Source organism: Pseudomonas laurylsulfatiphila, from assembly GCF_002934665.1.
Taxonomy (GTDB): domain Bacteria; phylum Pseudomonadota; class Gammaproteobacteria; order Pseudomonadales; family Pseudomonadaceae; genus Aquipseudomonas; species Aquipseudomonas laurylsulfatiphila.
Genome location: NZ_NIRS01000005.1, coordinates 283,642 through 296,443, shown reverse-complemented (window position 1 = coordinate 296,443; position 12,802 = coordinate 283,642). Strand labels below are relative to the sequence as shown.

General features: G+C 60.0%; 12 protein-coding genes and 1 pseudogene. 4 read left to right on the top strand and 9 right to left on the bottom strand.

The window, feature by feature from the left end; all coding sequences use genetic code 11:
• Positions 1-82: 82 nt before the first annotated feature.
• The 3 genes and pseudogenes from CD175_RS19855 to CD175_RS19840 form a co-directional block, all read right to left on the bottom strand.
• Entirely contained in the window at positions 83-541 is a 459-nt protein-coding gene (locus tag CD175_RS19855; RefSeq protein ID WP_104450162.1) for an REP-associated tyrosine transposase, read from the bottom strand.
• Between the two features lie 193 nt (positions 542-734).
• Positions 735-1,930: pseudogene (locus CD175_RS19845) on the bottom strand (MFS transporter).
• Positions 1,931-2,179: 249 nt separating this feature from the next.
• On the bottom strand, positions 2,180-3,376 hold the full coding sequence (locus CD175_RS19840; protein ID WP_102673476.1) for a class I SAM-dependent rRNA methyltransferase: 1,197 nt from the start codon (positions 3,374-3,376) through the stop codon (positions 2,180-2,182).
• Positions 3,377-3,529: 153 nt separating this feature from the next.
• Here CD175_RS19840 and CD175_RS19835 point away from each other — a divergent pair, with 153 nt between their 5' ends.
• The gene (locus CD175_RS19835) at positions 3,530-4,399 is read left to right on the top strand and encodes an HDOD domain-containing protein (RefSeq protein ID WP_104450160.1); all 870 of its coding nucleotides are present in this window, start codon (positions 3,530-3,532) and stop codon (positions 4,397-4,399) included.
• A 42-nt stretch (positions 4,400-4,441) separates the two neighbouring features.
• Positions 4,442-5,254: a bifunctional DNA-formamidopyrimidine glycosylase/DNA-(apurinic or apyrimidinic site) lyase gene (gene mutM / locus CD175_RS19830; protein ID WP_104450159.1), complete on the top strand. Its 813-nt coding sequence runs from the start codon at positions 4,442-4,444 to the stop codon at positions 5,252-5,254.
• An 87-nt stretch (positions 5,255-5,341) separates the two neighbouring features.
• On the opposite strand, the gene CD175_RS19825 is transcribed toward mutM, so the two are convergent.
• From CD175_RS19825 to CD175_RS19800, 5 genes are all read right to left on the bottom strand, one after another.
• Complete coding sequence (locus tag CD175_RS19825) at positions 5,342-5,593, bottom strand: YfhL family 4Fe-4S dicluster ferredoxin (protein WP_003195146.1); 252 nt, start codon at positions 5,591-5,593, stop codon at positions 5,342-5,344.
• Positions 5,594-5,799: 206 nt separating this feature from the next.
• A complete protein-coding gene (coaD, locus tag CD175_RS19815; RefSeq protein ID WP_045059801.1) occupies positions 5,800-6,279 on the bottom strand; it encodes a pantetheine-phosphate adenylyltransferase in 480 nt (159 codons plus the stop codon).
• A 115-nt stretch (positions 6,280-6,394) separates the two neighbouring features.
• Positions 6,395-7,990 (bottom strand): GMC family oxidoreductase, encoded by a 1,596-nt coding sequence (locus tag CD175_RS19810; protein ID WP_104450158.1) that lies wholly within the window; start codon positions 7,988-7,990, stop codon positions 6,395-6,397.
• 132 nt (positions 7,991-8,122) lie between these two features.
• Positions 8,123-8,668 carry a twin-arginine translocation pathway signal protein gene (locus CD175_RS19805; protein ID WP_104450157.1) on the bottom strand — a complete coding sequence of 182 codons (546 nt, stop codon included), beginning with the start codon at positions 8,666-8,668 and terminating at the stop codon, positions 8,123-8,125.
• 28 nt (positions 8,669-8,696) lie between these two features.
• Positions 8,697-10,127 (bottom strand): coniferyl aldehyde dehydrogenase, encoded by a 1,431-nt coding sequence (locus CD175_RS19800; RefSeq protein ID WP_104450156.1) that lies wholly within the window; start codon positions 10,125-10,127, stop codon positions 8,697-8,699.
• Between the two features lie 145 nt (positions 10,128-10,272).
• Here CD175_RS19800 and CD175_RS19795 point away from each other — a divergent pair, with 145 nt between their 5' ends.
• Together CD175_RS19795 and CD175_RS19790 are read left to right on the top strand one after the other, a co-directional pair.
• Positions 10,273-10,944 (top strand): TetR/AcrR family transcriptional regulator, encoded by a 672-nt coding sequence (locus CD175_RS19795; RefSeq protein ID WP_104450155.1) that lies wholly within the window; start codon positions 10,273-10,275, stop codon positions 10,942-10,944.
• 34 nt (positions 10,945-10,978) lie between these two features.
• Positions 10,979-11,833 (top strand): sulfurtransferase, encoded by an 855-nt coding sequence (locus tag CD175_RS19790; RefSeq protein WP_104450154.1) that lies wholly within the window; start codon positions 10,979-10,981, stop codon positions 11,831-11,833.
• Between the two features lie 129 nt (positions 11,834-11,962).
• Here the strand turns inward: CD175_RS19790 and CD175_RS19780 are convergent, their stop codons facing one another.
• Positions 11,963-12,802: an AraC family transcriptional regulator gene (locus CD175_RS19780; protein ID WP_104450153.1), complete on the bottom strand. Its 840-nt coding sequence runs from the start codon at positions 12,800-12,802 to the stop codon at positions 11,963-11,965.

The following is a 12,802-nucleotide window of genomic DNA, read 5'->3' as shown; positions in this document are numbered from 1 at the left end:
GAGAGCGCCGCGGGGTACCAGGTTTCCCGCGTTATCGTTGACGACCATCGCGAGCAGGCTCGCTCCTACAGTGATTTGTGCATCAGAGCCAGATGGCGTCCCAGAGTGGGTAGCCGCCGATATGGTCGACGAGGCCTGCGCGTAGGGGGTTGGCGATGATGTATCGGGCAATGGCTTTCAGATCTTCCTCGCGACGCAGGGCTCGGTCGAAGTAGCCCTTTTGCCATACAGGAGCACGCAGATCCCGTTGCTGATTGATGAGGCGTGTGCAGCGAGATTTGGTGGCTTGCACCAGTTTCGGTAAATCACCGTTGTGCAATTCAATCAGCCAGTGGAAGTGATCCGGCATGACTACCCAGGCTATAGACGTGACATAGCCGGCTTCCTGAGCCCTTCTGAACTCGTGCACCAAAAAGCGACCAGTGCGCCAATCCTGGAAGAATGGTTGTCGTTCATGGGTGACAGCGGTCAGGTGATAGATGCGACCGGATTGCGAGTGCCGACCTGTGCGTAATCGATGGGCTTTTGGCGTGTTGGACATTCCGTTGTCCTCTTCGGTGATGGGAAGAGAAAACGGTAGGCGTGGGGTGGGAGGTTGTCGCTTCGGTAGTGGATCAGGATGTGTCCTGCACCTGTAGGAGCGAGCCTGCTCGCGATGAATTCAAAGACGCCGCGGGGTATCAGGTTCCCCGCGTTATCGTTGACGACCATCGCGAGCAAGCTCGCTCCTACAGTCAGTGCCCTATCCGGGCATTCGTCAGCAACCCCCAAAGGCTGAAGGCGATGAAGCCAACAGCAATGGTCATCAGCAAATTGTCTCCGGTTTGTGCGAGCGCAGCGCTGCTGACCGCGGCGGTGATGAACATAATGCTATTGCCTGCAGATGCTGCCGTTCCGGCGCTGCTTGAGAACAGCAACATTGCTGCGGAAATTGCGGCAGGTCGTACAAGGGTGACTGCCAGAGCACTGATCAGCATCGGTATGAGCAGGGTGATAGTTGTCATCAATTCATAATTGACGATCAATGCTAACAACACACCGGCGGCACCCAGCAATCCGAGCCCGATGTTGATTTGTAGTGTGAGGGAGATGTGTTTCTGCACGGCGCTGGCAACTACTCCACCAAGGAAATAGGCCAACCCATACACCATAAGCACCAGCGCGTACTGGTATTCGGATAACTTGAACTCATCCATGAAAATCAGCGGCGTCACGCTGATCAATGCGAAATAACAAGCAAACACTAACGCGGCAATCCACCAGTAGCGGATGAAATCTCGATTTCCAACAATGGATATCAGCGTGCGTAGAACGGAAACCGGTGTTCTTTGATGGCTGATTGCTTTGGATGGCAGTATTACTTGGGCATGGATAAACATGCCGAGCGCCTTGATCGCAAAACCATAAAAACTTCCCTGCCAATCGAATGTGGTTTGCAGCCATGATCCCAATAGCGGCGACAGTGCAACAAAGGAGCCGCTCAGTGTCATGTAATAAATTCGCACTCGGGCCCGATCCCGTTCTTCGAACAAGTCCTCCACCAGTGCATGACCCAGCACAAAGAAACCACACCCGATTGCCTGGATGACGCGAAATAGCAGGAAGCCCGGATAGTCTGTAGCCAGCACGCACCCTATCGAGCCGAGCGTAGAAACAACGATGCACCCAAGAAGAACTTCCTTGCGCCCCCACTTATCCGAGAGCGGGCCGGTTATTAATTGAGAAATCGCAAAAACCAGCGTGAACAGGCTGGTGGATAGGGCAATTTCTGCGGTTGAAGTGTTGAACTCCCCGGCCAAGGCAGGAAAAGAAGGCAGGAGGATATTCAGCGGGAAAAACTGATCAACGAGATATTGGTAATGAGGATAAAGCGGGAGGCCCGTTGGCGTTTCAGGTCGCTACTTAGAGCTGGACAAGAGGACTCAGACATTGTTTTTGTTTTCCGGAGTGATCAAGCGTTCGTGCTTGAAACCAGAAACCGATACTAGTCTGGGACGCAGGGAGTTCAATCAAAAGCGCTGTAGGAGGCTTCCTGTTTTGATGCCGGGAATCACTGTAGGAGCGAGCCTGCTCGCGATGAACCCGAGAACACCGCGGGGCGTCAGGCTGCCAGCGTTATCGTTGACGACCATCGCGAGCAATCGAACGTCGACCGGCTGCTCCTACATTGGTTTGCGTTTTAGCTGTTTGGCAGCAACCGGCAAGTAATGCTCTTGATATACCGAGTCTCGGCAATCGCCGGGTGCACCGGATGATCCGGCCCCTGGCCGCCACGTTCCAGCATCTGGATGTTGCGGTCCAGGTGGCGGGCGCTGGTGAGCAGGATGTTCTGCAGGTCGTCTTCCGGCAGGTGCATCGAGCACGATGCGCTGACCAGGATGCCGTCCTTGGTCAGCAGGCGCATGGCTTGCTCGTTCAGGCGGCGGTAGGCGCCTTCGCCGTTTTTCATGTCTTTCTTGCGTTTGATGAACGCCGGCGGGTCGGCCACGATCACGTCGAAGCGTTCTTCGCTGGCTTTCAGTTCTTTGAGGGCTTCGAACACGTCGCCTTCGATGCAGGTCATCTTGTCGGCGAAGCCGTTCAGCGCGGCGTTGCGCTCGACGCCGTCAAGGGCGAAGGCCGATGCGTCGACGCAGAACACTTCACTGGCGCCGAACGCGGCAGCCTGCACGCCCCAGCCGCCGATGTAGCTGTACAGGTCCAGAACGCGTTTGCCTTTGGCGTACGGCGCCAGGCGTGCGCGGTTCATGCGGTGGTCGTAGAACCAGCCGGTTTTCTGGCCCTGGATGACCGGTGCTTCGAATTTCACGCCGTTTTCTTCCAGTGCGACCCACTCCGGCACCAGGCCGAACACGGTTTCGACGTAGCGGGTGAGGCCTTCGGCGTCACGGGCGGCGGAGTCGTTCTTGAACAGGATGCCGCTTGGCTTGAGCACTTGGGTCAGCGCCGCGATCACGTCGTCTTTATGGGCTTCCATGGTCGCCGAGGCGATCTGCACCACCAGGATGTCGCCGAAACGGTCGACCACCAGGCCTGGCAGCAGGTCGGAGTCGCCGTAGACCAGGCGATAGAACGGCTTGTCGAACAGGCGCTCGCGCAGGGACAGGGCCACATTCAGGCGGTGCACCAGCAGCGACTTGTCCAGCGGCAGCTTGATGTCGCGCGACAGCACACGGGCGCAGATCAGGTTGTTCGGGCTCATGGCAACGATGCCCAGCGGCTTGCCGCCAGCGGCTTCGAGGATCGCCTGGTCGCCGGCCTTGAAACCGTGCAAAGGCGTAGCGGCTACATCGATTTCGTTGCTGTAGACCCACAAGTGACCGTTGCGCAGACGACGGTCGGCGTTGGCTTTGAGGCGCAGGCTAGGCAGGGACATGTCGTCGCTCCGGAAAAAAGAGCGGGAGTATAGCGTGTTGAGACCCCGGATTGGCCTGCAAGTGGACATGTGGCGAGGGCTGTCTTGCGATTTGGTGTGTCGGATCCAACTTCATAAAGGTTAGAATCGCCGTCTGACCCAGAGTGTGTACCTATGTCCCAAGAGCTGACTTCCGAACAGATCCAACAAGCCCTGCAGGGCATCAGCGTACCGGCCCAGCCGCAGATCATGGTGGATTTGCAGATGGAGCAGTACATGCCCGACCCGGATCTGGAAGTCATTGCCAAGCTGATATCCCAGGATCCGGGCCTTTCCGGTTCCCTGCTGAAGATCGTCAATTCGCCGTATTACGGGTTGAGCAACAAGATTGCCTCGATCCAGCGCGCGGTCAATCTGCTGGGCAGCCGCTCGGTCATCAACCTGATCAATGCGCAGTCGATCAAGGGCGAGATGAATGACGACACCATTGTCACCCTGAACCGTTTCTGGGACACCGCTCAGGACGTGGCCATGACCTGCCTGACCCTGGCCAAGCGCATCGGCGTTGAAAATGGCGACGAAGCCTATGCCCTGGGCCTGTTCCACGACTGCGGCGTGCCCTTGATGCTCCAGCGTTTCCCCGACTACATGGGGGTTCTGGAGCAGGCCTATGCCAACGCCAGCGCCGAATGCCGGGTGGTGGACACGGAGAATCAGGTGTTCAATACCAATCACTCGGTGGTCGGCTATTACACGGCCAAGTCCTGGCGTCTGCCGGAGCACGTGAGCGCGGCGATCGCCAATCACCACAATGCGTTGGCGGTATTCAGCGATGAGACTTCGCGCAACAGTTCGTTGAAGAACCTGTTGGCGATCCTGAAAATGGCCGAGCACATTTGCGCGTCGCATCGGGTGCTGGGCAATCAGACCGAAGATCACGAGTGGAACAGCATTGCGCCGCTGGTGCTCGATTATGTCGGCCTCTCGGACTACGACTTCGAGACCCTCAAGCAGACGATCCGCGACCTCGGCACTCATCGCTGAGTGTCGGACCTTTCCAGGCCATGCGCCTGATCCGAGAGCACCATGCCTGAATTGCCAGAAGTCGAAACCACCCGTCGCGGCATCGCGCCGTACCTGGAAGGCCAGCGCGTCAGCCGGGTGATCGTGCGTGATCGCCGTCTGCGCTGGCCGATCCCCGAGGACCTCGATGTGCGCCTGTCCGGCCAGCGCATCGTATTGGTGGAGCGGCGCGCCAAGTACCTGCTGATCAACGCCGAAGTCGGCACCTTGATCATTCATTTGGGCATGTCAGGCAACTTGCGTCTGGTGGAGGCCGGGTTGCCGGCGGCCAAGCATGAGCATGTGGACATCGAACTGGAGTCGGGCCTGGCCCTGCGTTACACCGACCCGCGGCGCTTCGGCGCCATGCTCTGGAGCCTCGATCCGCTCAATCACGAATTGCTGATTCGCCTTGGGCCGGAACCGCTGACCGACCTGTTCGACGGTGAGCGCCTGTTCCAGCAGTCCCGTGGCCGTTCGATGGCGGTCAAGCCGTTCATCATGGATAACGCGGTGGTGGTGGGCGTCGGCAATATCTATGCGACCGAAGCGTTGTTCGCCGCTGGAATCGACCCGCGCCGCGAAGCCAAGAGTATTTCCCGTGCGCGGTATTTGAAACTGGCCATCGAGATCAAGCGCATCCTGGCGGCCGCCATCGAGCGCGGCGGTACCACGCTGCGGGACTTTATCGGTGGTGACGGTCAGCCTGGTTATTTCCAGCAGGAACTGTTCGTGTACGGCCGTGGTGGCGAACACTGCAAGGTCTGTGGCACGGGGCTGCGGGAAGTGAAACTGGGGCAGCGCGCCAGCGTTTTTTGCCCGCGTTGTCAGAGCTGAAAGTCAAAAGATCGCAGCCTTCGGCAGCTCCTACAGGGGAATTGTGTTTTCTGTAGGAGCTGCCGAAGGCTGCGATCTTTTGGTGCGTCAAGCCTTGCCGGTAATCTTGCGGTACTTCTCCATCAACTGTTCTTCAGTCTCCGGATGGGCTTCGTCCAGTGGAATGCAATCTACCGGGCAGACCTGCTGGCACTGCGGTTCGTCGTAGTGGCCGACACACTGGGTGCACAGGTTCGGGTCGATCACGTAGATCTCTTCGCCCTGGGAAATGGCGGCGTTCGGGCACTCGGGTTCGCAGACGTCGCAGTTGATGCAATCGTCGGTGATGATCAGGGACATGCTAACTCCAGCCGGGGCGGCAGGCCCGGGCGCAATAAACCAATGCGTACAATTGTGCCGCATTGGCGCCCGTGTTGCACGCAGGTGCGACGTACTGTAGGAGCCAGCTTGCTGGCGATGAAGCCGAGAACACCGCGGGGTGTCAGGTTTCCCGCGTTATCGTTGACGTCCATCGCGAGCAGGCTCGCTCCTACAGTATTGCGGGGTTATTTCTTGAAGCGCTCGGTCAGGGCGTCCGCCACCGCAGGGTGTACGAACTTGGTGATATCGCCACCCAGGGCCGCAATTTCACGGACCAGCGTCGAGGAGATGAACGAATAACGCTCGGACGGGGTCAGGAACAGGCTTTCCACATCCGGCGCCAACTGGCGGTTCATGTTGGCCAGCTGGAATTCGTATTCGAAGTCCGACACCGCGCGCAAACCACGCAGGAACACGTTGGCGTTCTTCTCTTTGGCGAAGTGCGCCAACAGCGTCGAGAAGCCGACGACTTCAACGTTCGGCAGATGTTTAGTGACCTCGCGCGCCAGTTCTACCCGTTGTTCCAGAGGAAACAGCGGATTTTTCTTCGGGCTCGCGGCGACGGCGATGATCACGTGATCGAACAGGCGCGAGGCGCGTTCGACCAGATCGCCATGGCCCTTGGTAATAGGGTCGAAGGTACCTGGGTACAACACTCGGTTCATCGCGTCGTCCTGGCGGGAATCCGTTGGGGAGTCGGATGGTATCGCAGCCTTCCCGGTCGGCCAAGTCGCCTGTTGGGTAAGAAAGCACTATAGACGATGGGAATAATCGTCATTTTCATGGGTTTTTCAAACGCTCGGCCAGGGAAGTCGCCAGTTGTGCTGTCAGTCCGTAGACCGATAATTGCGGATTGGCGCCAATGCTGGTGGGGAACAGCGAGCCGTCGTGGATCGACAGATTGCCCAACTGATGGTGCCGGCCGAGGCTGTCGGTCACCGCGTTTGTCGGGTCTTCACCCATGGCGCAGCCGCCCATCACATGGGCACTGCCCAGGCGTGTGCGGTACAACTCCAGGCTCAGGCCATCGATCAGCGTACGGGCTTCGGCGAGGGTCTTCACGTAACGGGCGTCGGCGTGCATCGGCATCACGGCCCTGGCGCCACCGGCAAACTGGATCTCGGCCATGCTGTGGAATGCCCGGCGCAAGCCATCCCAGGCGTACGGTGAAAGCTGATAATCCAGCACCGGCGTGTCGTCGCTGCGCAATTCGACGCTGCCACCGGGGCTGTCCGGGTGAAAGCCGTCCCGCAGCAACGCCAGCATGGCGTGGGTATGGGGCAGATTGGCCATGTGCTGCGAATTATCCTGACCGAAACCGCCGAGCAAGGTGGCGGCCAGCGCCGGATGCAGTGGCGGGACCTCCAGCTTGAAGGACATCTTGCCCGTGGTGCCGTCCTGCCACTGGAAATGGTCGGAATAGATCGACTGCGGCGCGCCGTAGAACGGGTTGACGACTTCGTCGAACAACGCGGCGGACATGTTCACCGGGTGCAGGAACGTGCGTTTGCCCAGACGCTTGTGCGGGTCGGGTGCCCCGGAGCGCATCAGCAGGGCCGGGCTATTGATGCCGCCACCGGCCAGCACGAAATGCCGCGCCTTGACCGTGATGGTGCGCCCGGTCGGTGCGACGCAACGTTCATCCATCGCCGAACAGTGCAGGCCGGTGATCTTGTCGCCGTTGATCATGAGTTTTTCGGCGCGGGCCAGGTAAAGCAGTTCGCCGCCTTTTTCCAGGGTCGCCGGAATGGTGGTGACCATCATCGATTGCTTGGCGTTGGTCGGGCAGCCCATGCCGCAGTAGCCGAGGTTCCAGCAGCCGCGAACGTTGCGCGGGATGACGTGCCAAGAGTAATTCAGCGCTTCGCAGCCCTTGCGGATCACATCGTTGTTGGCGTTGGGTGGCACCATCCACGGCGCGACGCCCAGGCGCTGCTCCATTTTCTCGAACCACGGCGCCATGTCCGCCGGGCTGTGACCCTTGACGTTGTGCTCTTTGGCCCAGTGTTCCAGGGTCGGTTCCGGGGTGCGGAAACTGGAGGTCCAGTTGATCAGCGTGGTGCCGCCCACCGCCCGGCCCTGGAGGATGGTGATTGCGCCATCCTTGCTCATGCGGCCGATGCCTTCCTGATAGAGGCTGCTGTAGGCCTGGTCTTCGAGCAGCTTGAAGTCGCTGCTGGTCTTGAGCGGACCTTCCTCGATCAACAGCACTTTGTAACCGGCAGCGCTGAGGATTTCGGCGGTGGTGCCGCCGCCGGCACCGCTGCCGATGATCGCCACGTCTGCTTCGAGTGTCAGGTCCTGGGTCAGTTGTGAGCCGTTGTAGGTTTTCCAGCCTCGGGCCATGCCTTCGCGAAACGGATCGGGTACGGGCATCTTCGGGTTCTCTTTTTATTATGGTTCAGGTGCTGTGGTGATAAGACTGACGCCTTCGCGAGCAAGCCCGCTCCCACAGGGGTACGCGGTCAATGTGGGAGCGGGCTTGCCCGCGAAGGGGGCGACTCGATTTCAGACGGTGGGCGGTCCGGGATACCCGCAATGCGCCCACGATTCCTTGCGGCCGTACCAGGCCATCATCACCAGTTGCAGCAAAGAGCTGTGGCCCATGCGCAACAGGCTCAACGAGCTGTTTTCCCAACGATCGAGGAATTGCCGGATATCGTCGGCGCTGGCGTTTTCCCAGCTGCCCCAGATTCCGGTCAACGGTACGCGGGTGACGGCCATGCCCAGCACATCGAACAGTTGCCGGGTCAGCTTGAGCATTTCCGGCGACAGGTGCGCGAGGTTGTAATCCAGGCTTTTAAGCGTGCCTTCGACAGCCTCGGGCATCCGTTCGGAGGTCACGGCGCCATCGAGCATGACCGGAATCAGCGCTCGCAAGAACAGCAGGTCGCCGCTGCGCAGCGTGACGAAGCCACTGGCCGGGACGCTCGCCGAACAGCCGCTGAGGCTGGCGCCCAACCCGGCAGTGGCGAGAAAGGCGCTGGCGCCGAGGCTGAATTTAAGCAACCCGCGCCGTGACAGCGCGGGTGTATCGGACAGACTGGGATTCATTATTGTTATTACCCGGCGGTGATGATCGTTAGCGGATGAACAGCTTCTGGATCAGCTTCTGGATCGATTTGCCATACGGCGGATAAATCAGTTTCGCCGCGTTGAACCGCTGTTTGATCAAGACACCCTTGGCCTTGCTGAAGGTCAGGAAGCCTTCATGGCCATGGTAGTGACCCATGCCCGAGGCACCTATGCCGCCGAACGGCATGTCGTCCTGGGCGACGTGCAGCAGCGTGTCGTTCAGGCATACGCCGCCGGAGTGGGTTTCGTGCAGCACGCGCTGTTGTTCGCGCTTGTCGTAGCCGAAGTAGTACAGCGCCAGTGGGCGCGGGCGTTGATTGATGTAGGCAAAGGCCTGGTCTAGATCCTTGTACGGCACGATCGGCAGCAGCGGCCCGAAGATTTCGTCCTGCATCACCGTCATCTCGTCAGTGACATTGAGCAGCAGGCTATGGCTCATGCGGCGGCCCTGGCCCTGGTCGAACAGCGGCATCAGCAGTGCACCCTTGCTGGTGGCGTCGCTGATATAGCCGTTGAGGCGCGCCAGTTGTCGCTCATTGATGATCGCGGTGTAGTCCGGATTGTCGGCCAGCGTCGGATAAAACCCGCGGACGGCAGAGCGATAGGCTTCGACGAAGCCTCCCACGCGATCCTCCGGCACCAGCACATAGTCCGGGGCCACGCAGGTCTGGCCGGCGTTCAGGGTTTTACCGAAGGCGATGCGCTCGGCGGCGTCCTTGAGCGGTACATCGCGGGAAACGATGGCCGGGGACTTGCCGCCCAGCTCAAGGGTCACCGGGGTCAGGTTTTCCGCAGCGGCGCGCATTACGTGTTTGCCGATGCTGGTGGCGCCGGTGAACAGCAGGTGATCGAACGGCAGGCGTGAAAACGCCACGCCCATGTCTGCCTCGCCAAGGACCACGCACACCAGGTCTTCGGGGAAGATGCGTGCCAGCAGTTGCTTCATCAGCAGGCCGGTCGCGGGGGTCGACTCGCTGAGCTTGAGCATCACCCGGTTGCCCGCCGACAGTGCGCCGACCAACGGACCGATGGCCAGGTACAGCGGGTAGTTCCACGGCACGATGACCCCGACCACGCCCAGCGGTTGGTAAACGACTTTGGCAGAGGCGGGCTGGAAAGCGACGCCGACCTTGCGCCGCGAAGCTCGCATCCAGCCCTTGAGGTGTTTGCTGGCGTAATGGATGCCGTGCAGGCTGGGCATCAGTTCGGCGACCAGGGTTTCATCGGCGCTGCGATGGCTGAAGTCCTGGCTGATCGCATCGATCAGGGCCTGGCGTTCGCTGTTCAATAAATCCTTCAGGGCCTTGAGCCATTGCTGACGCTGCGCGGCGGGTGGCATCGGGTTGGCGGCGTAGGCGGCACGCTGTGCGTCGAACAGGGTCTGAAGCTCTTCCAGCGGCTGCTGTAGGTTTTGCAGGTAGGAAATGTCAGCAGTCATGGTCGGCTCCGGATTTATTGTAATAAGGCACTTTTTAGAGTCTATGCTCTAGAAAGTCAAATGACATCCTGGAACAGCTTTGTTTTATCCGCTCGCGGATAGATCTAAGATGCCCGTCAACGCACTCTGAATTAAAGCTCAAGCCATGGCCCCACGGATCAAAACCAGCGAGCGCATCGTGCAGAACAGCCTGGAGCTGTTCAATCAACAGGGCGAGCGCAGCATCAGTACCAACCACATTGCTGCCCATATGGAAATTTCCCCGGGCAATCTGTACTACCACTTCCCTAACAAGCAGGCGATTATCGCCGTGCTGTTCAGCGAGTACGAAAGCCTGGTGGACAGCTTCCTGCGCCCGCCCCAGGGCCGCGCCGCCACGGTGGAAGACAAACGCTTCTACCTCAAGGAGCTGCTGTCGGCGATGTGGCGCTACCGCTTTCTGCATCGCGATCTCGAACATTTACTCGACAGCGACCCCGAGTTGGCCGACCGCTATCGACGCTTTTCCCAGCGCTGCCTGATCCAGGGTGGAGCGATCTATGAAGGCTTTGTCGCCGCCGGCATTTTGCAAATGGACCAGGTGCAGATCGAATCCCTGACTCTCAATGCCTGGATCATCCTCACGTCCTGGGTGCGCTTCCTGTGCACCACGCGGGAGAACTCCAGCCACTTGAGCGAACAGGCCATTAAACGCGGGGTTTATCAGGTGCTGGTGCTGGAAGCCGGGTTCGTCACGGATCAGTCCCGCGATGCGGTCAAGGCCTTGTTCGAAGAGTTTTACGTGCCCCTGGTCCAGGCGCTCGAGGAAGTGTCGTAGGATCGACGTCTGATAAAAATCACAGGAGCCCGTTATGCCCATTGCGCAACTGATCAGCCCGCAAGCACTGGACCTGAAAAAGGACCAGCCGGGGCTGGTGATTCTGGATTGTCGTTTTGCCCTTGAAGACCCGGTTTACGGTCAGCGCAGCTATGCCGAAGGGCACATCGCCGGTTCGAGCTATGCCGACCTTGAGCGTGATCTGAGCGGCGCGGTGGTCAAGGGTGTGACCGGGCGTCATCCGCTGCCCGAGCCGGCGCAACTGATCGAGCGCCTGCAAGCCTGGGGTATCAACGCCGATAGCGAAGTGGTTCTGTATGACGACGGTCCGGGGGCCTATGCGGCGCGGGCCTGGTGGTTGCTGGCGTGGTTGGGCAAACGCGACGGTGTATTTATCCTCGATGGCGGTCTCAAGGCCTGGCACGCGGCCGGTTTGCCGCTGAGCCTGGATGCGCCGGCGATCACTCGTGGTTCCTTCACCGGCAGTCCTGACACGGCGTTGCTGATCAGTGCCGAGCGGCTGCATAAGCGCCTCTCCCGGCCGGAACTGACCCTGCTCGATGCCCGCGCACTGCCGCGTTTCAAGGGGGAAGTGGAACCGATCGATCCGATCGCCGGGCACATTCCTGGCGCTCAATGTGCGGCGTTTACCGACAACCTGGGCAGTGACGGGCGTTTTCTGCCGGCCGATCAGCTCAAGCAGCGTTTTGCCGCAAAACTGGGCGATCGTTCGCCGAAGGATCTGGTGGCGTACTGCGGTTCCGGCGTGACGGCGTGCCATAACCTGTTTGCGTTGTGTCTGGCCGGTTATCCGTTGGGTTCGTTGTATGCCGGGTCGTGGAGTGAGTGGATCAACGAGCCTGCGCGGGGCATTGCCACCGGCGAATAAACACACATCCTCTGTAGGAGCTGGCTTGCCAGCGATGGCGGTGGAACAGTCAACATCATCGTTGAATGTGATGGCCTCATCGCGAGCAAGCTCGCTCCCACAGGGGCCGTCGCTGTTCGTGAAATACCGTCAGCATTCGAGTGACTGCCGGGCCGTGCGATACGCGCCCGGTCCAACCCCATACACCTGCTTGAACTGCCGACTCAGGTGGCTCTGGTCGGCAAACCCCAGTTGCATGGCGACTTCCAGCGGCAGATAACCACTTTGCAGCAATGTCCGCGCCCGGGCGATGCGCTGTTGCATCAGCCAGGTGTGCGGCGGCATGCCGGTAGCCCGGCGGAATACCCGGGCGAAATGGAAGGGCGAGAGGTTGACCGCCGCCGCCAACGTCTCCAGTGAGGGCGGCACTGCCAGTTGCGCGTGCAGCAACTCCTTGGCCAGGCTCACGGCCCGGTGTTCCTTGCCGGGTTGACCGGCATCGGGCACCGCCGCATGACGCTGCAACAGCGACAGCACCAGTTCGCGCCAGACCGTTTGTTGCTGCAAGGCGGTGGCGGGGCTTTCCAGCAAGCGATGGAGTTGGCAGAAGCCGTTCACCAGATCCTGGTCGCGATACAGCGTGGCACCGAAGGTCGGCAGGTGCTGGGTCGGCAGTTCGAGTTCGGCCAGCAGCGAGGTTATCTGCCCGCTGTCCGGATAAAACGCCCGGTAAAGCCAGCCATCCTCGGTGCCTTTGTGGCCGGTGTGCAATTCATCGGGGTTGATCAGTACCAGCGTGCCGCTGCCCGCGAGGTGTTCGGCACCACGATAGCGATAACGCTGGGCGCCGGCCATGATCATGCCGATCACATAGCCGTCATGCACGTGGGGGGCGAAACGATGATCGATGTAGCGGGCGGACAATAACTCGACCCCGGCCAGGGGCGGGGTTTGCCAGAAGTGGATTGACTCGCCCTGGTCAGCGTCCAT

What these genes read in the sequence shown, in the direction of transcription:
- CD175_RS19855 (WP_104450162.1), bottom strand. Translation starts at nt 541, where the DNA reads ATGTCCAACACGCCAAAAGCCCATCGATTACGCACAGGTCGGCACTCG.
- CD175_RS19840 (WP_102673476.1), bottom strand. Translation starts at nt 3,376, where the DNA reads ATGTCCCTGCCTAGCCTGCGCCTCAAAGCCAACGCCGACCGTCGTCTG.
- CD175_RS19835 (WP_104450160.1), top strand. Translation starts at nt 3,530, where the DNA reads ATGTCCCAAGAGCTGACTTCCGAACAGATCCAACAAGCCCTGCAGGGC.
- mutM (WP_104450159.1), top strand. Translation starts at nt 4,442, where the DNA reads ATGCCTGAATTGCCAGAAGTCGAAACCACCCGTCGCGGCATCGCGCCG.
- CD175_RS19825 (WP_003195146.1), bottom strand. Translation starts at nt 5,593, where the DNA reads ATGTCCCTGATCATCACCGACGATTGCATCAACTGCGACGTCTGCGAA.
- coaD (WP_045059801.1), bottom strand. Translation starts at nt 6,279, where the DNA reads ATGAACCGAGTGTTGTACCCAGGTACCTTCGACCCTATTACCAAGGGC.
- CD175_RS19810 (WP_104450158.1), bottom strand. Translation starts at nt 7,990, where the DNA reads ATGCCCGTACCCGATCCGTTTCGCGAAGGCATGGCCCGAGGCTGGAAA.
- CD175_RS19805 (WP_104450157.1), bottom strand. Translation starts at nt 8,668, where the DNA reads ATGAATCCCAGTCTGTCCGATACACCCGCGCTGTCACGGCGCGGGTTG.
- CD175_RS19800 (WP_104450156.1), bottom strand. Translation starts at nt 10,127, where the DNA reads ATGACTGCTGACATTTCCTACCTGCAAAACCTACAGCAGCCGCTGGAA.
- CD175_RS19795 (WP_104450155.1), top strand. Translation starts at nt 10,273, where the DNA reads ATGGCCCCACGGATCAAAACCAGCGAGCGCATCGTGCAGAACAGCCTG.
- CD175_RS19790 (WP_104450154.1), top strand. Translation starts at nt 10,979, where the DNA reads ATGCCCATTGCGCAACTGATCAGCCCGCAAGCACTGGACCTGAAAAAG.
- CD175_RS19780 (WP_104450153.1), bottom strand. Translation starts at nt 12,802, where the DNA reads ATGGACGCTGACCAGGGCGAGTCAATCCACTTCTGGCAAACCCCGCCC.